25 protein-coding genes are annotated in these 22,148 nt (G+C 43.9%); 6 read left to right on the top strand and 19 right to left on the bottom strand.

Translation table 11 applies throughout. The features are described from left to right. Positions 1 to 12: 12 nt before the first annotated feature. The 11 genes from KQI_RS0106515 to metH all read right to left on the bottom strand — a co-directional run bounded on the left by KQI_RS0106515 (position 13) and on the right by metH (position 12,786). Positions 13 to 999: an SAF domain-containing protein gene (locus KQI_RS0106515; RefSeq protein WP_010345938.1), complete on the bottom strand. Its 987-nt coding sequence runs from the start codon at positions 997 to 999 to the stop codon at positions 13 to 15. A gap of 39 nt (positions 1,000 to 1,038) precedes the next feature. Further along, the gene (locus KQI_RS0106510; protein WP_010345937.1) at positions 1,039 to 2,541 is read right to left on the bottom strand and encodes a serine/threonine protein kinase; all 1,503 of its coding nucleotides are present in this window, start codon (positions 2,539 to 2,541) and stop codon (positions 1,039 to 1,041) included. A gap of 180 nt (positions 2,542 to 2,721) precedes the next feature. After that, positions 2,722 to 3,780: a 23S rRNA (cytidine(2498)-2'-O)-methyltransferase RlmM gene (locus tag KQI_RS0106505; protein WP_010345936.1), complete on the bottom strand. Its 1,059-nt coding sequence runs from the start codon at positions 3,778 to 3,780 to the stop codon at positions 2,722 to 2,724. A 22-nt stretch (positions 3,781 to 3,802) separates the two neighbouring features. Then, positions 3,803 to 4,576 carry an ABC transporter ATP-binding protein gene (locus tag KQI_RS0106500; protein ID WP_010345935.1) on the bottom strand — a complete coding sequence of 258 codons (774 nt, stop codon included), beginning with the start codon at positions 4,574 to 4,576 and terminating at the stop codon, positions 3,803 to 3,805. Next, positions 4,573 to 4,887 carry a thioredoxin family protein gene (locus KQI_RS0106495; protein WP_010345934.1) on the bottom strand — a complete coding sequence of 105 codons (315 nt, stop codon included), beginning with the start codon at positions 4,885 to 4,887 and terminating at the stop codon, positions 4,573 to 4,575. Before KQI_RS0106495 ends, KQI_RS0106500 begins: the two co-directional genes overlap by 4 nt. Continuing rightward, the gene (locus KQI_RS0106490) at positions 4,884 to 5,222 is read right to left on the bottom strand and encodes a cyclic-phosphate processing receiver domain-containing protein (protein WP_010345933.1); all 339 of its coding nucleotides are present in this window, start codon (positions 5,220 to 5,222) and stop codon (positions 4,884 to 4,886) included. Before KQI_RS0106490 ends, KQI_RS0106495 begins: the two co-directional genes overlap by 4 nt. Before the next feature lie 72 nt (positions 5,223 to 5,294). Beyond that, positions 5,295 to 6,143: a deoxyribonuclease IV gene (locus tag KQI_RS0106485; protein WP_029390047.1), complete on the bottom strand. Its 849-nt coding sequence runs from the start codon at positions 6,141 to 6,143 to the stop codon at positions 5,295 to 5,297. Continuing rightward, entirely contained in the window at positions 6,133 to 6,951 is an 819-nt protein-coding gene (locus KQI_RS0106480) for an Fpg/Nei family DNA glycosylase (protein ID WP_007430656.1), read from the bottom strand. Before KQI_RS0106480 ends, KQI_RS0106485 begins: the two co-directional genes overlap by 11 nt. Positions 6,952 to 7,019: 68 nt before the next feature. Further along, positions 7,020 to 7,826 (bottom strand): TIGR01457 family HAD-type hydrolase, encoded by an 807-nt coding sequence (locus KQI_RS0106475; RefSeq protein ID WP_010345931.1) that lies wholly within the window; start codon positions 7,824 to 7,826, stop codon positions 7,020 to 7,022. 511 nt (positions 7,827 to 8,337) lie between these two features. Further along, complete coding sequence (gene rnz, locus KQI_RS0106465; protein ID WP_010345929.1) at positions 8,338 to 9,267, bottom strand: ribonuclease Z; 930 nt, start codon at positions 9,265 to 9,267, stop codon at positions 8,338 to 8,340. A 78-nt stretch (positions 9,268 to 9,345) separates the two neighbouring features. Continuing rightward, positions 9,346 to 12,786 carry a methionine synthase gene (gene metH / locus KQI_RS0106460; RefSeq protein WP_010345928.1) on the bottom strand — a complete coding sequence of 1,147 codons (3,441 nt, stop codon included), beginning with the start codon at positions 12,784 to 12,786 and terminating at the stop codon, positions 9,346 to 9,348. Positions 12,787 to 13,066: 280 nt separating this feature from the next. Between metH and KQI_RS0106455 the strand changes: the two genes are divergently transcribed. Beyond that, the gene (locus tag KQI_RS0106455; protein WP_010345927.1) at positions 13,067 to 13,609 is read left to right on the top strand and encodes a 1,2-dihydroxy-3-keto-5-methylthiopentene dioxygenase; all 543 of its coding nucleotides are present in this window, start codon (positions 13,067 to 13,069) and stop codon (positions 13,607 to 13,609) included. A gap of 125 nt (positions 13,610 to 13,734) precedes the next feature. On the opposite strand, the gene KQI_RS0106450 is transcribed toward KQI_RS0106455, so the two are convergent. The 4 genes from KQI_RS0106450 to KQI_RS0106435 all read right to left on the bottom strand — a co-directional run bounded on the left by KQI_RS0106450 (position 13,735) and on the right by KQI_RS0106435 (position 15,985). Next, positions 13,735 to 14,529, bottom strand: coding sequence for an HAD family hydrolase (locus KQI_RS0106450; RefSeq protein WP_029390045.1), 795 nt, complete (start codon positions 14,527 to 14,529; stop codon positions 13,735 to 13,737). Positions 14,530 to 14,690: 161 nt separating this feature from the next. Further along, positions 14,691 to 15,200, bottom strand: a complete 510-nt coding sequence (locus KQI_RS0106445) for a hypothetical protein (RefSeq protein ID WP_010345925.1) — start codon at positions 15,198 to 15,200, stop codon at positions 14,691 to 14,693. A 90-nt stretch (positions 15,201 to 15,290) separates the two neighbouring features. Next, complete coding sequence (locus tag KQI_RS0106440; protein WP_007430663.1) at positions 15,291 to 15,497, bottom strand: DUF896 domain-containing protein; 207 nt, start codon at positions 15,495 to 15,497, stop codon at positions 15,291 to 15,293. A gap of 107 nt (positions 15,498 to 15,604) precedes the next feature. Next, positions 15,605 to 15,985: a LysM peptidoglycan-binding domain-containing protein gene (locus tag KQI_RS0106435; protein WP_029390044.1), complete on the bottom strand. Its 381-nt coding sequence runs from the start codon at positions 15,983 to 15,985 to the stop codon at positions 15,605 to 15,607. A 189-nt stretch (positions 15,986 to 16,174) separates the two neighbouring features. Between KQI_RS0106435 and lexA the strand changes: the two genes are divergently transcribed. The 3 genes from lexA (at position 16,175) to KQI_RS28740 (ending at position 17,481) form a co-directional block, all read left to right on the top strand. Further along, a complete protein-coding gene (gene lexA, locus KQI_RS0106430; protein WP_007430665.1) occupies positions 16,175 to 16,801 on the top strand; it encodes a transcriptional repressor LexA in 627 nt (208 codons plus the stop codon). 326 nt (positions 16,802 to 17,127) lie between these two features. Then, entirely contained in the window at positions 17,128 to 17,289 is a 162-nt protein-coding gene (locus tag KQI_RS28745) for a hypothetical protein (protein WP_010345923.1), read from the top strand. A 51-nt stretch (positions 17,290 to 17,340) separates the two neighbouring features. Then, complete coding sequence (locus KQI_RS28740) at positions 17,341 to 17,481, top strand: hypothetical protein (RefSeq protein ID WP_169314546.1); 141 nt, start codon at positions 17,341 to 17,343, stop codon at positions 17,479 to 17,481. Between the two features lie 386 nt (positions 17,482 to 17,867). On the opposite strand, the gene KQI_RS0106415 is transcribed toward KQI_RS28740, so the two are convergent. Both KQI_RS0106415 and KQI_RS0106410 read right to left on the bottom strand, forming a co-directional pair. After that, the gene (locus KQI_RS0106415; RefSeq protein ID WP_010345922.1) at positions 17,868 to 18,407 is read right to left on the bottom strand and encodes an accessory gene regulator ArgB-like protein; all 540 of its coding nucleotides are present in this window, start codon (positions 18,405 to 18,407) and stop codon (positions 17,868 to 17,870) included. Then, entirely contained in the window at positions 18,358 to 19,233 is an 876-nt protein-coding gene (locus KQI_RS0106410) for a hypothetical protein (RefSeq protein WP_010345921.1), read from the bottom strand. Before KQI_RS0106410 ends, KQI_RS0106415 begins: the two co-directional genes overlap by 50 nt. Positions 19,234 to 19,532: 299 nt before the next feature. Here KQI_RS0106410 and KQI_RS26670 point away from each other — a divergent pair, with 299 nt between their 5' ends. Both KQI_RS26670 and KQI_RS0106405 read left to right on the top strand, forming a co-directional pair. Beyond that, a complete protein-coding gene (locus tag KQI_RS26670; RefSeq protein ID WP_411830964.1) occupies positions 19,533 to 19,820 on the top strand; it encodes a stalk domain-containing protein in 288 nt (95 codons plus the stop codon). A 79-nt stretch (positions 19,821 to 19,899) separates the two neighbouring features. Then, positions 19,900 to 20,175 (top strand): hypothetical protein, encoded by a 276-nt coding sequence (locus KQI_RS0106405; protein ID WP_010345920.1) that lies wholly within the window; start codon positions 19,900 to 19,902, stop codon positions 20,173 to 20,175. Between the two features lie 134 nt (positions 20,176 to 20,309). On the opposite strand, the gene KQI_RS27745 is transcribed toward KQI_RS0106405, so the two are convergent. Both KQI_RS27745 and KQI_RS27395 read right to left on the bottom strand, forming a co-directional pair. Further along, on the bottom strand, positions 20,310 to 20,411 hold the full coding sequence (locus KQI_RS27745; protein WP_010345919.1) for a hypothetical protein: 102 nt from the start codon (positions 20,409 to 20,411) through the stop codon (positions 20,310 to 20,312). A gap of 986 nt (positions 20,412 to 21,397) precedes the next feature. Next, a complete protein-coding gene (locus KQI_RS27395; protein ID WP_010345918.1) occupies positions 21,398 to 22,129 on the bottom strand; it encodes a hypothetical protein in 732 nt (243 codons plus the stop codon). Positions 22,130 to 22,148 lie beyond the last annotated feature (19 nt).

Raw genomic sequence — 22,148 nt, 5'->3', positions numbered from 1 at the left:
CTTTACTTTTATTTATTTGGCATATGGATCAGAGCTTCCACCCTGCGTCAAAATTTCCGCCTGTTCTTTATGATCCTGCCCGATTCCATATCCATTCCCCATACCCTTACTCCCGTCAGATGCATCTCTTGCAGTCGTATCCGTATGCTGAGCTGTAATTTCCTCACTCAGACTTCTTTCTATAGGTGTTGAAATAACGTTGTTTAATGAATTAATTGCATTTTCAAGAGAATCCCGCAACTGCTTGGACAGCCTTTGTTCCGCCACGCGTAACACATTCGGATCACTATTCATGAGTGCTAACACTTGAGCATTAGGCGGATAAGTTGGGATCGCCTTCGGCTGAAACTCAGGATCGACATATGTCAGCGCATAGATGGATGCTTTATGCAGGTAGGCATCAACAATTGCACTTGAAAACGATAATATTTCCTGCTCATTCATAGTGACCCAGACGACGGGGCCTTCCAGCCTGGAAATTTTCTTTTTGGACAATAGAATATAATCCTGGCCCGTTGGAAATTGAATGCGGATATCCACTTCGTCCCCCTGCTTCAGGCTGCTGGGCAGTACTACCACCTTTAGCTCACGGTTGCGCAAATCTTTAGATGCGGGCTCATCAACAGTTACCATTGCAGACGTAAGCACAGACCCTTTTTTCAATTCAATCTTGGCTGTAGTGCCGGAAGCTTCATTTTTATCTGTCACCAAATTTGCCGGTGCCTGAGAACCAGGGACCGTAACTCCCTTCAAATCATTAGCTGTAATCTGTTCACCTGGTGAAATGTCACGAATAACAGCCCAGCCTTTTTTCGCAGTGCGTTGCTCTTGTTCATACACTTTCCATTTTAGTTCTGCGTCTACTTCGGCCTGTTTCCTGACCTCATTCATTTGATGGGTGTTAACGATAAGGTAGCCTACAAAAATAATGCTAACTATACCCGCGCCAATACAACCGGCGTATAGCTTTTGCTTACTGCTCTTTCTTAGCTTGGACACACAGCTTCTCCCCTGCCTTTTTTGATATATGTCTTTGATTTAGCGCTGACGTTTTAGAAATCCGAAGCGTTTTTTCCGGGTATCCGGAATAGCTCCGCGAAACAGCTCGTCCAGCACCTGATCCATCTCACCGTCTTGCTCGAATGGGTCAGAATGGAACGGTAGAGCAAATACTTTATCATGATCCAGTTCCTTACGCAGCCTACGAACCGCCTCCGATGGTGCCAACGGCAAGCAGTAATTCCATTTATGCTGCGGATAACGCTGAAGCGATTGGGCTAGCCTGACGATCTCTTGAGCTCTCCATTCCGCTCCTGAACCAACGATAAGCGGGTAATCGGCTCTCAAAAATTCCTCCAGCCGCTCATTATCCTGTCCACTCCCCAAATCCAGAACGATAAATCTATAGGAGCCGCCCAGCAAAGAAATGACATCCGCACGAGATGTCTGCCGCCAATAATGTACTCCGTCCACCTCAAAACGCCGACTCGAACTCGTTCGTCCAGCAGGTGCACCCTCCACCACTGCTTGAAGCCGGGCAAACGCTTTGGCTGTGCTATGCAGCTCAACCAAAGCTACAGAGCGACATCTTCGGGCCAGGTAGTGGCTCACCGCAATTGCCGTGTGTGTAGCACCGGAGCCGGAAGACACACCGAGCACAGCTACTACCCTTGTACCTGCGTATTCCAATGAAGTATTTGAAGGTTCACTAACGGATGCTCCATGTTGAGCAGGCTGAAACTCTGCACTTTGTCGCAGTTCTTCAATGACCTCTCCGGCAGATTGAAATCGTTCCTCAGGATGCTGCCGCAGCAGCTTTCGAATCACTGGAATCAAATGGCGAGGTAATTCCCCGCGAATATACCTTTCTACTCCCGCAGTCCACTCGCTATATTTGCCACCCGTACAGAGATACAACAGCAACGCTCCCAAACTGTATAAGTCTGAGCGGGCATCCGTCTGGCCTGCTCCATATTGCTCCGGGGCTGCAAAACCCACGGTTCCCAGCTTTACCGTATCCTGATTCAGTTCCACCTTATAGCTCCGCGCGATCCCAAAATCAATCAGCTTAAATTCCATTTCCGGGGTCAGCATAATATTCGTCGGTTTCAGATCACGGTAAATGACTGGTGTCTGACGGGTATGCAAATAATCCAGCACATCCAGCACTTGCAAAGCGAATGGAACGATTTCCTCCTGTGGGATATGACCTTGGTAGCCCTTCATATAGGCTTCCAGCGTCATGCCTTCAATGTAATCCATAACCAGATATACCGCACCGGATCGCGGATGCTCGAAGAAATCAACAATTCTCGGTAGGCGTGGATGGCTTAATGAAATCAGCATTTCCGCTTCCGTTCGTATAAGCTTCATCATTTGTGGCTCGGCAACCGACTCCTTCACCGCCCATTGCTTGCCTGGCAGCTTCAAATCTTCTGCCATGAACACATGGCTCATTCCTCCTGTACCCAACGTGCGAACAATTCGGTAACGTTCACCGACAATAGATCCGTATTCCAATCGTGATGGCTTCTGTATCATCCTTCCACCTCCCTTCTATAAGCAAATAACGCAAAAAAGGGAAAGCCGCCGCAAAACCAAATCTCCATGTCACCATGAAAATGATCTGCGGGATGCTTTCCCTTTATTCAAACGTGATTATTATTTTTTAAGGAACAATTTGGGTTTATTATATAGCAGACCTGTACTCATTGTAAAGTATTATTTTCCATACTTGATCATGTACAGGGTAATCTCATCTCGGTTATGGAATAGCTGCTTAGCCCGCTGAATCTGCATGCCAGACTGCTCGAATGAAGCCATCACATCATGAATGAGCGCCAAAGGCTTTTTATGCATTAGCTTGACCGTTACGATAGCAGTACCCCCGCTTCGCAAACTATACAGTAAATCAGTTACGAGCCTTGCCATCTGCTTCGGACTCCAGCTCATATCACAAACCAGCAGATCAAACGTATTCTCCTTAAATTTGACTTCACTCGCATTTTTGCGCAAAAAAGTCAGATTGGCATACTTCATCAGCGACGGCTCCATCTTTGCCGGATCAACCGCCGTCACCTTGAGCCCTCGCTCCAGTAAGAAGGAAGTCCACCCACCCGGTGCTGCCCCGATATCCAGTCCTTGATGAAAGGCACCAAAATCAATACCAAATGTCGCTTCTGCTTCTAAAAGCTTGAATTTGGCACGAGAGATTTGTCCCTCCTCCTTCTGAAAACGAACCGCGCCTCCGCTCCAATCTGAAAGATTGTCCTGAGGATGTGATACGCCTGCATACCACGTATCCGTATCCGCAAAAACGGATACAATAACGTCGGCCCCTTGTACCGTTTGCTCCATAGGCAGATCACTTAATTGTTCACTTAGAGCCTGCTTGAGCGCCCCCGCGCTTTCGGTCCAGCTGCTGCTGGAACCTTTGCGCACTTGCAAAGAAACACGTTGATCCATCAGCTCCCGGCGGTTACGGATAAATGCAACCAGATGCTTCAGCACCTGGTCCAAGTCCGTTCCTTCCTCCTGAAAATGCACAGGAAACAAGTGACGTAAAAACATCGGCGGCTGACCTGTAATCATCCTTACAACCTCACTGGATCCCGCAGGTAATGTAGCCAGAAAAATTTCACCGGGTACAAGTACTGTGCTTTTCACTGAGCCAAATAATCTTCTAAGCTCCTCTTGAGCGTAGGGTGCAAATCCATGATTAGCCGTACAAATAAATCTTGACGATGACAAGGCGGCCACACCCTGCTCATCTGTACGCATGTATTGTTCCTCCAAAGTAATATTACCCTCCATTGCACACCCGAATCCAGGGACGTTCTCCATCCCAATCCAGCTCAACTGGAACTTCATACGTGTGCATAATCAATTCTTTCGTTAAAACTTCTTTTTTTGGTCCCGCTGCTGCAACCTTGCCATCACGGATCAACGCCACATGCGTAAAGAGAGGGACAATCTCCTCAATGTGATGCGTTACGTAAACCACTGACAAATCCCGTTGACGGAGCCGATCAATCTCAACCAGCATTTTTTCCCGTTCAAATAAATCCAGCCCGGCACAAGGCTCGTCCATAATCAACAAGCGAGGCTCCGCCATCAGTGAACGAGCCAGCATGACCTTTTTTCGCTCTCCTTGAGATAATGTCCCTAGCGGATGATGCATCAGACCGCCTAAATTCATGCCCTCCAACAAGGATACGGCTTTTTCCTTTGCCTCTGTCGGAATCTCTTGATAAAAACGCAAAAAAGCATACGCGCCGGTGGCGACCACTTCCCATACCGGATCTTTTAACGCTAGCTTTTCCAGCAAGGTCTGGCTTATATAACCGATCTGCTTGCGAACTTCCCGCACGTCACATTGACCATAGGTTTGTCCAAGCACCTCGACCGTGCCACAACTGGGAAACATGTATCCTGTCATCATTTCCAGCAATGTTGTTTTACCAGAACCGTTGCGCCCCAGAATCGCCCAATGCTCGCCTTCCCGTATATCGAGACTTACATCGTCCAAAATCTTATTTTCTTCCCGCTGCAATGTGATGTTCTTTATGGATATCATTCCATCACGCTCCTTATCCTGTTCAGCAAGTGTTCCACAGATTCCATTTTGTAGATGATTTCAGGAATTTCGTTTTCGCCGTTGTATATAAGAAGCGCGGGTACACTGGAAATTTGATACTCCTGCACCAGTGCAGGTATATAGTTTATGTTGCATTGCAACACCGCTCCTTCGGGAAGCAAATGCTCCGCCACCTCCAGCATTCGGCGGGCAGCCGCGCAGGTTCCGCACATGGGAGTGTACACAAACAAAGCCAGCTTGCATCCCTCCCATATGGCACGACGTGCCTCTTTTTGTCCTATTTCCCTCATTGTTCCGACTCTTTTCTGATCTCACGCATACGTTCCTCGGGTACCGGACCATTATGCACTGTGACTCCTTCTGGCTTGTTGGCATAGAGCAGCTCATACATGACACGCCGACCCTCCGGACTGGAGGAATGCAGGTAAATTTCAGGTGGATATAACTGTTTGCCTGCAATGTAAGCAGCCACATCTTTTCCCGTGAGCTGATCCGGACCCAAATCATAATCCAGCGATAGCACTGAAATCGGATATTCCTGAAGCAATAACAGACACTCTTCCGCGTCCCTTGCCAGCTTAAAGCCTGGAGGACAAGGCCGATAATCGTCCATAAACAAATACATCAACTCTCCTCCTTTCCCCCTAAAAAATAAGCTTCAAGAGCCTCAAAGATATCCATGATCCGTTAAACTGATTTACTGCCAGCTTTGAACCAATTGAATATCTTCCCGATGTGTCCCATCATCTCCCGTTTCACTTTCCAGGACGACAGGCATACCTCTTACAGACCCCTGCTCTGTCATCCAACGCATTCCCTCTACACCGATACAGCCTTGCCCGACACGCGCATGTCTGTCTTTTTTAGATCCATACGGATATTTGGAATCGTTCAAATGAACTCCGCACAGGGCTGACCAATAGCCGAGACGCTCCCCTTTTTCAATCAAAGCCTCGTCCTTTTTACCATTCCACAAACCTGCTGCATATGCATGACAGGTGTCCAGACAAAAGCCGATACTGTCGGAATTTTGGCACAACTGGCGGATTTGCACCATTTCCTCCAGCGTGGTTCCCATCGGTCCGTGATCCCCTGCTTGGTTCTCAATCAGTAATTTGGCATTTCCCTTCCAACCTTCCAGCACATCATCAAGACAGCCAATAATATTTCGGTAGCCCTCCAGTGGGTCAGACGAATGCATATGCCCGAAGTGAACGACAATCCCCCTTGAGCCGCAAGCTTCCGCAATATCCAGATCGTTCCGCAATGAGGCCACCGTCAGCTCATAAAACTCCTGACCACGCTCACGACCAAGAGCCGGATTCACGGGATAAGGCGAATGGGCAATGGATTGAAGCTTGTGCTTTGAACAGTAAGCTTTACAAGCAGCAGTATCTGTAGCACTCCACTCCTTTAACCTGAGACTGCGAGGATTTTTCGGGAAATATTGAAAAGAATATCCCCCTTGCTCGTGTGCACGCATAGCAGCTTTGGAAAAGCCGCCACGCGTACTCACATGGGCGCCGATGAGCAATTTAGGCATCATGCTGCTGTACCGGGCAATAAAATGCTTTTTTCCCCGCCAGCTCAACCCTAACGATTTTCCCGCCACTTGGGGATTCTTCACCCTCACGGTCATATACTCGGCACTGATGATCGAAGCCACCCGTTAATGTGTCTCCCTCCATCAGCGGCATTTCTATATAACCGCCTTCCGCAGTAGCTTCACGCAGCACGGATTGAGTAGCATGATACAGCTTTTCCACTTTTTCCGGTGACTGTACGATGTTTTGTACTTTGGAACCCGGTGTAAATCCGGCGATATAAGCAATTTCATCCGAATAACAGTTGCCAATACCCGAAAAAATTTGTTGATTCACCAGCGTTGTTTTCAAAATCCCCCGCCGTCCCTTTAGACGCGCTGTGAACTTTTCCAACGTCATACGATGGTCCAACGGATCGGGTCCGAGGTCTGATAATGCCTCCTCTGTTTCTTTAGCTGTCAGCAAGTGCAGGTAGCCTAAGCGCAGCCCAATAAAATAAAGCTTCACACCGCTAAAATCCAATTCGATCTGAACCGTACGGTTCGGGCGCTGCTCCTCCGTTCCCAGATATAGCAGTCCTCCCAGCATCAGGTGCAGCACAAGCCGCCCACCCGTGTTTAAATGAAAAATCAAATGCTTGCCTCGACGCTCTAAATATACAACGGTCGCTCCCAGCAAATGCTTTTCAAACGTGTCCACATCAGTATTAATGGATTTTTCACGGTTAACCGTCACTCCAGTAATCGGAATATCCAAAATTTGTTTTGACAATAGCGTTCTGTAGTTTTCCATTTCAGGAAGTTCCGGCATATCAACATCTTTCCTTTCGTAGCTACATAGCTTTTAATTCTCACCATTGATTAAATGTATGCTGGTTATCATTCCAACTCTTCCCTGATCCAGTCCTGCAGTTCATCCAGATTTTCAAATATCAGATCAGGCTTTACGCCAACGGCGCGCATATGTTCTTCCATATTCGCGTGGGTCGTCACACCCGACAGAATTAGAGCTGTTTTACAGCCTGCCGCTGCACCTGCTGCAATATCAGTAAGCATATTATCGCCCACAACCAGAGCTTCATCCGCTCTAATATTCAAGCGATCCAGCGCATAGTTCATCAACACGCTCGAAGGCTTGCCGATAACCACTGGCTTTACCTGTGAAGCTGCTTCAATCGCAGCGCCAATCGTTCCTGCTCCTGGCGTTAACCCATCATGTGAGGGCAATTGTAGATCCGGATTGGTCAAAATAAAAGTCGCTCCCTCTCGAATCCAGCGCATGGCAGTGGCCAGTGTTTCATATGTAAATTGACGATCTATCCCCTGCACCACATAATCAGGCTGCTCCTGTACAAGCTGCAACCCGGCCTCTGTGAGTGCCTGGCGTAATCCGGTTTCGCCAATACAATATACACGTGCTCCCGGACTCTGCTGTGCAACATATTGTGCAGCTGCCAACGCCGAAGTATATACTTCATGGCTGACTGCTTCAATTCCCATACCAACCAAATGCTCTGCCACCAACTCGGGTGTACGTGAAGCATTGTTTGTGACATACGCATAAGGTATTCGATCTGTACGTAATTGGGATATGAACAGGTCCGCACCCTTGATCATCCGGTTTCCATGATAAAGTGTACCATCCAGATCAATCAGTAACGATTTTATCGTAATCCCCTCCCCCACTTCAAATCAATTCATGGATAACGTCGCAAAATGATCATTCATCCTATGAAGGATGTTCTCCTCACTTATTTAACCACCTTAATCATTTAGGTCATAAAATAAGTTGCGTCTCCATTTCATCTTACTATCTTAAGTCAAACATGCTAATGAAGTCTATGAATTGCCGATAAACCGTCCAAAATAGTGCCATTCCTCGCTAAAAGCCGTTGCTTTCACATGAAATGAGCTTACATCAGCGTCGAAATCCATCGAAGAGACTTGTCTTTCATAAGAAATTCCCTGTATTTCCTCATCCCATTCAAAGAAATAAAGTCCTTCAAATTCGATATATAGAAAATCAAATATGACACGCCTCCATATGTGGTAGCACAAAATCACTCCAACCCAACAAGTGGCTGCTTTCGTCTCTTGTCGCATCCTGCGCTTTCCCGGAAAATAATTACGGGTGAAAAACAAAAGCACCGGAGCAAGCTCCGGCACCCCACATACAAATCTACTCTCCAAGCGTTAATTAGCCGATATCGGGTACTGGTAACAGCACATGCTGCTCTGCAAGCAATGAACTGGGAAATATGCTTTTCGCTTCTTCCAGCAATGGCTCAAGCTGTTCCTGATCTTTATATCGGGAACTAAAATGCGTCAGGATTAACTGCCCCGCATTTGCGGCTTTTGCAGCTTCCGCTGCCTGAAGCGCCGTACTGTGATGATATTCGTACGCTGTATCCGCCAGCTCATGCAAAAAAGTTGCTTCATGGACGACAACTGTTGCATCTTGAGCCAGCACTACCGTATTAGGACAAGGTCGTGTATCACCAAGAATGGTGATGATGCGCCCCTTTTTCGGTGAGCCCAAAACATCCTGAGGATGAAGAATGACGCCACCCTCCACCTCCACGCTTTCTCCACGCTTTAATTTACCGTATATCGGACCAGGCTTGATTCCATATTGCTCCAGCAGCTCCTGATTAAGCTTGCCGGGCTTATCCATCTCTACAATTCGATAGCCAAAGCTATCGATCCGATGATCCAGCAGAGCTGACTCCACCCGAAATTGCCCATCATCAAACAACACCCCGCCCGTATGCTCCACAATATGCAGCTGGTAATTGATCCGGGATTGGCTGATTCCTAAAGAAAGTTCAATATATTGCTTGAGCCCTGGCGGCCCGTATACTGTCAGTGGAGCCGTACCTCCCTGGTACGCCCTGCTCGACAGCAGGCCCGGTAGACCAAAAAGATGATCTCCATGCAAATGGGTGATAAATATTTTTTCAAGCCTGCTGAGTTTGAGCGGCGAACGCAGTATCTCCTGCTGAGTGCCTTCACCGCAATCGAACAACCACATGCTTCTTCTTTCTTCCAGCAAACGAAGAGCGATAGACGTAACATTCCGCTGAATCGTCGGCACCCCGGCATTTGTACCGAGAAAATAAAATTCCATAAGTTAACCTTCTTCCTACTGACCAGCAAAAAACCTCCGAAGCTCGGAGGGTCTTTGCTATCCTATCTGATAGAGGTGTTAAACCTTTTCGACGTTAAAATACTGCGCCTGAGGGTGGCTGAACACCATGGCTGATACAGAAGCCTCCGGTTCCATCATAAACCCTTCCGTCAGCTCAACGCCAATGTCCTCAGGTTTCAGCAACCGGAACAACGGTCCCTGATCCTCCAGATCAGGACATGCCGGATAACCAAAGGATACCCGAATGCCCTGATATCTGGCCCCATGCCGCTGCTTCATCGTCATATCGGCAGGATCCGGGAAGCCCCAGCTGTCTCTGATAATATGATGAAGCCGCTCCGCCAAACCTTCAGCCACTTCGAGCGCTACCGCTTGAAGCGCATGAGAGCGCAAGTAATCCCCTTGTTCCCTCCACTGGGTAGAGAGCTGCTGTATTCCATGACCGGCAGTCACAACCAAAAAACCTACATAATCCATGACTCCAGATTCTACAGATTTCAGGAAGTCGGCCAAGCACAGGTATGGCTCCACTTGCTGACGTGGAAACGTAAATGTGTGCAATACCTTGCTCACATCAGACGGGTCATAAATCAGGATTTGATCTCCTTGCGACTGCGCCGGGAAGAAGCGATACATGGCATGTGCCTGAATAATTCCGTCTGTAACAGCTTCAAACATGATGCTGTCCACCGTATCCTTGAGCTGGATCGCCTTGGGATCGCCCTCTGCCAGCAGCTTCTCAACGTTTCCTTTCAAGCCAAGATGATGCCCCATCAGCATCTGCATATTTACATAAGGCAAAATATAGTTTAACGGATAGTTGCGCAGTACATGGCGTTCCGTATCCGGTGGAATATAGACCGGCAAATCCTGCGCAATGTTAGAGCGCACAGCCCGAGTAAGCTTAGGAAGCTGCTTGGTCTCCACGACTGCTGCCGCTTCTGCCTCGCGTTCAGCCTCCATTTCCTCCGCCATTTTTTTGCGGGACTCAGGGTCCATCAGCTTATTGGCAATATCCAAACCATCCATGGCATCCTTCGCATAAGCTACCAGACCATCATATTCAGGACGGATACGGTTTTTAGTAAACTTGCGTGTTAATGCAGCTCCGCCAACCATGATTGGAATATCAATATTCGCATTTTTCAAATCCTGGGCGGTTAGTACCATTTGTTGAGCCGATTTAACAAGCAAGCCGGATAAGCCAATCAAATCGGCCTTTTCCTCACGGTAAGCTTCAATAATGCGTTCTGGTGGTACTTTTATACCCAGATTGACGATTTGGTAACCATTGTTGGATAAAATAATCTCCACCAAATTTTTACCAATATCGTGCACATCACCTTTAACCGTAGCCAACAAAATCTTGCCTTTTACCGCGGATTCATTTTTCTCCATGAACGGTTCCAAATAGGCTACCGACGCCTTCATCACTTCAGCGCTTTGTAGCACCTCCGCAACGATCAACTCGTTGTTATTGAACAGGCGCCCTACCTCTTCCATCCCTTTCATAAGCGGACCGTTAATAATCTCGAGCGAGGAATATTTGGCAAGTGCCTGCTCCAGGTCGGGAATCAGTCCTTCCTTGCTTCCCTCCACTACATAAGAAGCCAAGCGTTCTTCGAGCGAAAGATTGGATACCTTTTCTTTTTTCTCTACTTTCTTGTTACGGAAAGCTGCCACAAAAGCGGATAAAGTATCATCATTCGTTTTATAAATCAGGTCTTCGGCAAGCTTCCGCTCATGCTCAGGAATGGAAGCATAACGTTCAAGCTTTTCCGTGTTTACAATCGCATAGTCCAGACCTGCCTTGGTACATTCATACAAATAGACAGAATTGAGCACTTCACGGCCCGCTTCCGGCAAACCAAAAGATACGTTACTGATGCCCAGGATCGTATGAACACCAGGAAGGGCTTCTTTAATAATGCGAATGCCCTCAATCGTCTCCTTTGCTGAACCAATGTATTGCTCATCACCTGTACCTACTGGAAATACGAGCGTATCAAAAATGAGATCCTCCGCTGCCAGACCGTAACGGTTCACCAGCAGATCATAAGAACGCTTGGCTACCTCCAGCTTATCCTCACGCGAAATAGCCTGACCGCGTTCATCAATCGTGCCGACTACAACAGCCGCGCCGTACTTATGAATAAGCGGAGCCATTTTCTCAAATTTCTCTTCACCATCCTCCAAATTAATGGAGTTAATAATTGCCTTGCCTTGCGAATATTGTAGCGCTTTATCTATGACTTGAATATCCGTGGTATCTATCACCAGAGGTACTTTTACCTTGTTCACAACCAGCTTCAAAAATGCTTCCATATCCGTCATTTCATCGCGGTCCGGGTCCTGCACACAAATATCAATGACATGTGCCCCACTTTTTACCTGGGCGCGGGCAATTTCAGATGCCTCTTCATATTTGCCTTCCACGATCAAACGCTTGAATTTGCGGGAGCCCAGAACATTCGTTCGCTCACCGACCATATAAGGACGATTGTCCTGTTCAATATATACAGGCTCAATGCCGGATACTGCTGGAGGATGATGACCTGCCAGCGGACGCGGCTCAAATTGTGCCATTTGTTCACTCATAACCCGAATATGTTCAGGTGTGGTGCCACAGCACCCCCCTGCAATGTTGAGCCAACCTTTTTCAGCGAATGCGGCCATTTTACGAGCCAATGATTCAGGTGATTCATGGTATTGACCATTTTCATCAGGCAAGCCTGCATTTGGATAACAGCTAATCGCTGCTGAGGACATCTCGGAAAGGGAACGAATATGATCCCGCATAAACTCTGGACCTGTAGCACAATTCAGACCAATCGATACCGGATGCAAGTGTTCCAGTGATATGCAAAAGGATTCGATATTTTGCCCGGCCAGCGTCGTGCCCATAGGCTCAATCGTACCCGAAATCATTAGCGGAAGTTCAATCCCCGTCTGCTCAAAAGCCTGGCGAATTCCGATGCTTCCCGCTTTGACGTTAAGTGTATCCTGTGACGTTTCCAATAGCAGTGCATCCACGCCGCCTTCAATCAGCGCCAAGGCCTGCTCCTGATAGCTCTCAATCAGTTCCACAAACGTAACTCCGCCTGTTACAGACAAGGTTTTCGTCGTTGGCCCCATCGCTCCTACAACAAAACGGGGCTTGTCCGCAGTGTTGAATTTATCCACCGCGTTACGCGCCAGCTTGGCCGCAGCCAGATTAATCTCACGTGCACGTTCTGGTATATCATAATCCGCCAAAACGACAGATGTAGCTCCAAATGTGTTCGTTTCAATCAGGTCTGCTCCGGCCTCCAAGTAAGCTTCATGGATGCCTTGAATGACGTCCGGTCTCGTTAAGACCAGCATCTCATTGCAGCCCTCCAGCTCTTCCCCACCGAAATCGTCGGGGGAAAGATCCTCCTGCTGAATCATGGTCCCCATGGCTCCGTCAAGAAGTAGTATTCTTCGTTGTAACGCTTCCTGCAAGCTAATTTTGTCCAAAATCTCTTCACCCCCGCAAAACGTTAAATCCTAGTTTAGCAGAAACCGTATCATTTAGATAGATTGAAGTAAAAACATACGTTTTATACAGCTTACTCTTTTATAATAACTACTCCTGTAATCCATTTTATAATTTACCGTGTTAGAAAAACAGGCTTCAATCCGTATTTTTTAGCTACAGTCATTCAGCATAAAATGTTGTAATCCTGTATTGTGCAACGATTCAAGACATGATATCCTGTATACAATATTAAACCAAGTGGAAAAGAGGGATAAACCCATGGCTGAAATTTTAATCCGCAATACCAATGAACGAATCAGCGGAGAGGAACAAGTCCGTGAATTTTTGGAGAGTCACGAAGTCCTGTATGAACATTGGGACGTTTCCAAATTGTCCGGGGAGCTGCAAGAAAATTTTACACTGACAGATGAGCAAAAAGCCGCTGTTCTCCAAACCTTTGAACCTGAAATCAAGGATTTGGTCGCGCGTCGCGGATATAAAATATGGGACGTTATCACCTTATCTCAAGCAACACCGAATCTGGACGAGCTGCTAGCCAAATTTGAACAAATTCACACCCATACCGAGGATGAAATTCGTGCCATCATTGCCGGCAAAGGTATTTTCATCATTAAAGGTCCTGAAGAGATTGGCTACTTCAATGTAGAGCTCTCGCCGGGTGACGTTATTTCTGTGCCTGAAAATACTCCTCATTTCTTCACCTTAATGGAAAATCAGAAGATCATCGCAGTCCGCTTATTCATTGAAGAGAATGGCTGGATTGCCGAACCTTTTGAAGATCCGTCATTTATTAGAGCTTAATGCGGGCTTATCCTATTGTAGATAAAGCAACTCCCTCTACTCAGAGCACATTGAGCGGAGGGAGTTATTTTAATACTCGTTTTCTTTTTTTAATACTCGTTTCTATGGAAAAAGCTCTTGGTTTATTACTTTAATGATTGAATAATTCCATCCAATTCAGACAGATGCTTGATTTCGAACTTTGGCTTGATCTCTGTCGTATTGGTTTTGGCGTTTCGGTTCAACCATACGGAGTGCACACCAGCTGCCAAAGCCCCTTGAATATCAGTTGTCAGCTTATCCCCTACCATTAAAGCATGTTCAGGCTTGATACCAAGAAGCCCTAAAGCATGCTGGAATATAGACGGATCAGGCTTTCCTTTACCAAACGAACCTGAAATGACAACATGATCAAAAAAAGGCGCTAATTGAGGGACGCCATCCAGTTTTTCCTGTTGTAGGTCAGGGGAGCCGTTTGTCAATAATAACAGCTTGTAATGTCCTTTCAAATGCTCCAGAATTTCAAATGTTTCTTCATATACATGGGGACGTGCGCGTCTTTCGGCAGCAAATTGGGTGGCCAGCTTTTGTGCCAGCTTCTCATTATCTATTCCTAGCTGCTGAAGACCTCTACGCCATGACTCCTTGCGATAAACAGGAGCCAGTTGTTCCAACTGACGGAACTCAGGCTGCTCACCTGCCGTAAAGTTCGCCCATAACCCTTCAAACGGATTAATGCCGATCATCTGAGTAAAACTAAAGGTTTCATAAGACTCGTACAAAGTTCGCGCTTCCTTGCGGACTGCTTCCTCCAGAGCCTTCGGATCAACGCCTGCTTCCCGGGAACCTGTTTGGCATGCTGCGTCAAACGCCTCTTCCACACTACGTTCATCCCACAAAAGCGTATCATCAAGATCAAACATTACCGCCTGAATCGCCATCTGAATTATCCACTCTCTTTCCACGTTATATGTACACCTGTTGTGCATAGTTACATCTCACAAACATTCCGATATGGTGTGCCACATTAAGCAAGTGGCCGCAACGTGTTATGTGAAATAACATCATGCGGCCTTACATACAGAGCTACAGGTGATATCTGCTATTTCTTCTCAACCTGCACCTGATTGGATAGCGCAAACTTCTCAAGTCGCTCTGCAATGGCATCCGTGTCATAGCGACCCAATGTTTTTGTTAAAACAAAGTTGCCGCCCTTACCTTTTCTTTCAATCGTTACGTAGCCCTTTTCAATCTTAATGGCTTTCATATCCTCTGCCGTCATGGGACGTTCTCTGCCGCCTTTTAGCATATACAGCGAATTCTTCCCGACCTTCAAATAAGGACGACGGATGAAAAAAATAACAGCCAGCATCAAGTACAAGCCGAATACAAGCCAATCCATTCCTCTCATGCCAGTCTTGGTCAGAAAGTAACTCATCAGCATGTATAATACGGCAAGGCCAGCCAGCATGATAGGCACAGTAATATTGCGGCCGCGGAAAATATCCATTGCAGAACCTGTACCGCTAATGGTTTGCATGCCTCGTTTTTTGCGCGTTTTGTTTAAATGCGCTGTGTTTTTGCGTACTTTTCTTTCAAATGATCGGGCCATCTGTCAATTCCCTTCCCCAATATATATTGCATCAAAACGATTGCCTGAAAACTAATCTATATAGATGCAGGTCAAGCCGCTTTGGCGACATTAATGCTTAAGCCCGCCGTTTCCCTTTGGCGTATCATCGTCTACAAATTCAATCGTTTCAAGCTGTTGCCGAAAATTACGGCGAATGTTACCCAAATATATTTCCCGAAGATTGGCGCGCTCTGTAGTTTCTTCTTCCGTCAATCCCTCGGATTTTGCTTTGCGCGCTAATTCATTGATGCGCTGTACCAAGCTGTCTATATCCAAATTGTGTCCCCTCCATAAAAGCAAAGATATAATACACTTTGACATGTAGAAAAGAGCTTGTCAAGGTTACCACATCACGCCCCTGACAAGCCCTAATAGTGTATAGATCAGAAGTACGGAAGCCTAAGCACCTGACCTGCCTGCACTCCCCGATCTTCCAGTCCGTTAATCCGTACAATTCCTTCTATATATACCCGTGTATCCATTCGTTCCGGTTTATGTTTGATTGCAATCTGCCACAATGTGTCCCCAGACTGTACTGTCAGCTTGGTTACCTCTACCTTCGGAACTGAAGGGGCTGCGAAAACTGTCAAAACGCCTGCACCTGCAATCCAAACAACAATAACTAGAATGAGAAGCTTAAGTAAGAGAGTATTGGTAATCATCTGTGCAATCAATTGTGAAAATCCTTTGTTCCCTTTCTTTTGATTCTCCTGCAACTTTTCTAAATTCATCGGAAAAATACTTTGATATGTGCTATATTTCATCATTGGCTGCGTCCTCCAAACGTTTGTTCTTATGTTTTTCACAATATAACACGAACATTTGTTTTGTTCAATAGACAACAGAACAAAAGTTCGTAAATATTTTCAGGGATTATTTAGAACTTATGTTTGTGCGAACGGAGGTTCTATGCTATAATTTTCCCAAACGTTACTAAATGGGGTTGATACGGTATGTCTAAGATTTCGAGCCGCCAGCAGGCCATTCTTGAATTTATCCGCAATGAAGTGCGTCTAAAGGGCTATCCCCCTTCTGTACGCGAAATAGGCGAGGCTGTCGGATTAGCCTCCAGTTCTACGGTTCACGGTCATTTGGATCGTTTAGAGAAAAAAGGACTCATCCGTCGCGATCCAACGAAACCACGGGCCATTGAGTTACTTGGCCAAGACGAGGCGGATAATAGCAACTTGATTAATTACTCCATTAGTCGTGTTCCCGTTGTCGGTAAAGTAACTGCCGGTCTTCCTATTACGGCGACAGAAAATATCGAAGATTACTTTCCTCTTCCCCAACATTTTGTTGGTGAGGATAAAATATTCATGTTATCTGTTGTAGGCGAAAGCATGATTGAAGCTGGTATTGCTAACGGTGACTATGTAATTGTACGTCAGCAACAGACTGCCGATAACGGTGACATTGTTGTAGCCATGACAGATGAAGATGAAGCAACGGTTAAAACCTTCTACAAAGAAAAAGATCATATCCGGCTTCAACCAGAGAACCCAGCCTTTGAACCGCTTCGCCTGAAGCACGTCAGCATTTTGGGCAAGGTTGTAGGACTCTTCCGGGACTTCCACTGATTTATCACTTTTTCTTCCCCGTTATTTTATCCACTACCTCAAAAACCGGCTGCCTAGGGCAAGCCGGTTTTGTATTGGTTTTATGTTCATCTATGTAACTAATAACTATTATTTCCTTTCAGCAAGCTATGGCTTAAACTATTTATCTGCTAAAGAATCCTCCCACTTTCAAAGAATTCTCCACTCATTTTACATCTATACGTTTTTTCATAAATATTAGAATCATAGGTACTCGCTTCTTTTTGCTTTTAATAGATTTATGCTTATACATTACTAGCACTATTGACATATGTATAAAGCAGACCTAAGCAAAGGAGATATGCCAGATGATCAGAAATAAAGTCAAAACATATAAGCATCGCATCGGTAAAAACAGATATCTGATCGTTAAAGTCTTTCAGGCCGCTGCCGCTAAAACAGGAAGCGGGAACGCCTTGGCAACCAATGCATTGAATATCAAAATTTCCAAGCGTAAGCGCAAGCATTAAAACGGCTAAAATTCAACCGTACCTTCATTGTAATTGAAGGGAGGTGATATGATGAGCAGAAAAAATTCTATACGCGACTTGAGAAGAAGAAGATTAAACATCCATTCCAACCAAAAAGCCACTGCACGTGCAAGAGGTAATGCATTGGCTGTTAATCTGTTTAGCGTAAATGATAGACAACGCAGACGCTAATAGCCGTTGTCGGCAAAAAGCGGGAAGGATTCTTCCTGCTTTTATTGTGTCACACGATCCACTTTGCCACAGACTTCTCATGCTACTGCTAAAATGTATCGTCCTTCCCCGAAAAAAAATCTCTTGGTGCTCAGAGCTCCAAGAGATTCCTCATTTTAGAAAGATATCATATTGATCGAGTGCCCATTTATGTACTTGGGTTCTGTAAAGTTCCCTATCCTCGAACAAACAATAGGGATCTGGTCATTTTGTTGGTTCTGAAAATGTTACATTATCCCTTCTTTTTCAGAGCCAGCGGAAGTGGCTTAGAACCGATAAAACTTTTTCTCTTTTTGGATGTCTTCACTGCACTCTTATTCAGAGTATTAGATAAAATTCTCGCCAATTTAGAATTCATTTTTCACACCCCCCTTCCAGTAATTCCAAATAGGAAGAATAGTTAATGCCTGAATAAAAAAAGAGAGAGTTACAAGGGGTGAAAGAAAGAGCAAACTAAGCAAGAAAGAAAGCAATGCATATATTTTGGTCTTTTTTCGATTTACTTGCACATTAAGTTCATCAAAATCTCTTGGAGCATAGCATAAGAAGCTTATAAAAGTAATTATGTTTAATATTATGAATTGTGTATGATTTAAGGTAATTATAGGAATCACAGCAAATAAAGAAGAAGAGACAATTGTACACAAAGTTAATGACTTTAGGTGAATTCCTCCTGAGAATTTCCTGGCTACTGCAAAAGATACCATTGCAATAAGCGATTCTCCAAGATGACCCAGCAACCATCCCCATAAAATTGTCAATATAAGTATCGCCACCACATTTATTCGATTACTTAATTCATACTCTAAAACTTCAACCGTTCCCGGACCATGAGGATCAGCGTTTTTTATTTCCGTGGCGATATAATTCGACAGCTTCTCTAACATCCTCGTAGTCACCTCTGTCCGATAAAAAGTAGGAAATTCCGAATGTTAACAAAGATAAAAATATGCACATAAGTGGGTTCATTGCGTATAGCATAACCACCATGAGAATTATAGTGATAAAAGATAGGATCGAGCCCGAGAGTAACACCTTGTTTGTTTTAGTTCCATAGTTTTCTTGTAAAATAAAATCATGAGGTGGTCCTGAGATAAATGAGAATCCTCCATTATACATTTTCAGTAAACCAGCAATCAAATAAGCTGAAAGAATTGAGACAATTTGAATGACATAAACCGACCCGCCAGTATTTTCATTAAGAACATTGCGATCGATATTAACAGCTAAGTTTAGAAGATAAAATAATATAAGTTGAATAGATATGTAAGCAGAAATACCAGTACCAGAAATAAATGCCCCCGAATGTAATTTTAGACGGAGTCCAAATCTTAAAAATAAAAAAAAGAATACATACTGAAGCGGTAAATCTAACTTAGGTATTTGCAAGACAACTCTTACCACGTAAGAAAATAATGATATACAAACAACAAATAATAGTATTCGATACTTATATTTTAGAAACGGCATTCTATACAATTTTAAAATAAGAACCAGCATAGCTAAAGCATCAAATGTGCCGAATAAAATATAAAATAAAGCAGATAACAAAAGGTACACCATCCTCGCACTTGTTCTGTTGTTATTGTATATTTTACTAGTAGATGTGGCAATGAAATAACCTTGTAAACTGGTAATTTTTGTACTGCATGTAAGGTAAATATTTTTTTTCGCAAGAGCAAATTGTTTTTTCAAGCCAAATCCAGCTTGCATCACTCATATGTAACACTACCTGCTTAATATATTTTTTTGCTCCAAAATCCATTATTCTAAGTATACTCTCGTTTCACGAGCTAGAAAATACCATTTTCCCTCTACCTTTCGTTTAATAAATTTTGCATCATATTAACTTCAAATATTTCTTTGATGCCCCTTTGTTCAGCCCCTAGATTCCCGTAATAGCGAAATTGTGGAGAGCATTAGTTATAATACGATCATACAGTACGTAGTTCTTACGGCTGCTGAATGGGCCTTTATTGTTATAACTTAATAATTCATGTAAAGAAGTTCGAATACAAATAATTAGAAGTGCCATCATGGTTCCACTGCGTGTAACAGTTAATCCCCTTAACTTCAAAGTGCAAGTTGGAAATGAAAAGGAAACTATTGTTTTAGATAACGGATTGGTAACGACAACACTAACGATTGGTACTAATAATTACTATGTTCAAAGCAGCCATGCCATTGGCATGTCCACCCCAACTAAATTAAGTGCTGCTCCTACAATTACGAAAGGCAATGTATATGTTCCAGTAGAAATGTACAATATTCTTTACTCCGAATCCGCTTGTAGAATTTAAAACATTACAAGAAGCTGAAAAATCTGCAGGGTTTACAATTTCCGCACCTTCAATCATTGCTGATGAATACAAGCAAAACTTGATTCAAGTAATTGGAAAATCAATTATTGAGGTTGATTATAGTAATGGTAAGGAGAAAATTAATTATAGAGTAGCCGAAGGCAGCGAAGATATTAGCGGAGTTTATAATAATCATAGTCAAGTTTCCAAGAAAAATATAAACGGTATTCAAGTTACATTAAAAGGTGAAAACTTGGTGAATCAGGCAATATGGAATCGAGACAATAAAAGTTATTCGTTGTATATGGAATCTGGTGTATCCGTTGAAATTATAGAACAGTATTCAAATAAATAACAATAAGGACTCTTACCGGTTACAAACCGCTAGAGTCCTTATTTACATCTACTCTAAATTCAAACTGCTTACGGAAGAAATAGGATTCGTTAATCTTAATTGATGTGGTATGATCCAACAGTTCTTTTCACAAATTAAACCCAAAGTGATTTAGTGATTATAACCAACAGAATAAAGAGCACCAAAATTGCTGCTGTGGAAGTCCATACACCGCCGCCACCTTCATATGCACCCATGCCATTAACCTCCTTTATTTGTTTATACCTTAATATATGAATAAATACATGCTGTGACAGGGCATGTAGGTAAACAAAAGAATACCCTACCAGCCGAAGCCGATAAGGTATTCACTCGTTTTTAAACAGATTTATCATCCTTAGTCATTCCAATGCTAATTCGAACAATCCCGTTACTGACAATCCCGCTAGGTCAACAAAACCCAATAAGCGCAACCACTATTATGGCAGAATCGCCATGCATTCGGTAAGAACTTAGTTAACCTAGGAGCAGCGAATAGTGTGGCTATGCTCACGAAATTAAATCCAACATGCTTTGGTAATTATGACCAACAGGATAAAGAGCACCAAAATTGCACCCGTCGATGTGAAAGCACCACAATGTTTGACCTTATGCTCATGTCCACATTCACTCACATAAACTCCTCCTTTTTTTTAGGTACGGTATACACTATGTGTCCTTAAAGAAATTGACAGTGCTAATCGGCAATTCGCAAAAATGACGGTGGAACCTTAGAATCTTTATAAAAGAATTAAAATGATTACCAACAAAATAAACAATGTCAAGACAACAGCTACCGATGTCCAAACTTTCCCGGCAGTTTCTTCGCAACCTATTTCTGTTCCCCTCACATGGTACGCCTCCTTTGTTCACTCCACAGGCTATGCGAGGTCTTGTTTTGGGAATGGACTTCTAGGTAAACAAAAAAAACTGTCTTATTGCTTCTTAAGTAACAAAAAGACAGAAGTCTTGTTGGGAACCGTAAAAATTCAGCTTGTATAGTGTACCGGAGACAAGGTCTTCCCAAGCTCATAAATATCTTTCTCAAATGTGAGTACAATCCATTTAAACTTTTTACGGAGAATTGCGAGGACGACACTTTTCAAAGTGTCTGTATTCAATCCTCTAAACCAACTCCCCTTCATATTTACTACTGTTTTTGTTGGTATAGACTAAAACAAGTTTCTGGTGCATTTAAGTCTTCCTAATAAAACGACTTAAACTGGTTATAAAATCCATAGTGTTTAAGCAAAAATAACTTGGATTGTTCCTTTTCATGACTTTCATAAATAATTTGAATTTCTTTATCAGATGTTTCGATTCCAAGAATATCAGCCAGTATCTGTTTTTGCTTATCTGTTAAATCTGCTTCGTTTATCAATTGAAGAGTATAAAAGAATATTCTGAAATATTGCTTAAAAAATTTATCATCAGTTACATTACCTTTTTTTCTTTTAATAGAAATATAGCAAGCAGACATTGCTTCAGGACCTAAAGCCATTTTATAGCTATTAGAACTCGGACCCGACGTTGGTACTTCCCAACTAAATTCCTGAACCATTTTTTGCTTGACTCCTATAAGTTTAAGAACAGTATCCTGACTAATTTGATAATTCATTAATCGTTGCTGGACTTCAAGTTGTTCAGCTGATTTAGCAGTTGCTTGTGCTTGCATTTTCATATCCTGAATCTGTATCTGCTGAACCTCTCTTTGGATATTTAAATCCTGTTTTTGCAAATGAATTGTGTACATTACTGTAGCAAAAGCTAAACCTGAAAATAAAACATTCACAGAACCGAACATATCTCCAAACGTCCCTCTGTCTGTCCAATTCCCAAAAATAAAATAAGCCAAAGCTCCCAATACAAACCATGCAAGGACTACTACAGAAATTATTGCGTTCAGACTCCAATATGTTTTTTTATCTGATTTCAACGTTAATCCCCCTAAAATA

It is taken from the genome of Paenibacillus peoriae KCTC 3763 (genome assembly GCF_000236805.1).
GTDB classification, from domain to species: Bacteria; Bacillota; Bacilli; order Paenibacillales; family Paenibacillaceae; genus Paenibacillus; species Paenibacillus peoriae.
Note: the sequence above shows the minus strand (reverse complement) of the source record. Positions and strands in the feature narration are given on the sequence as shown.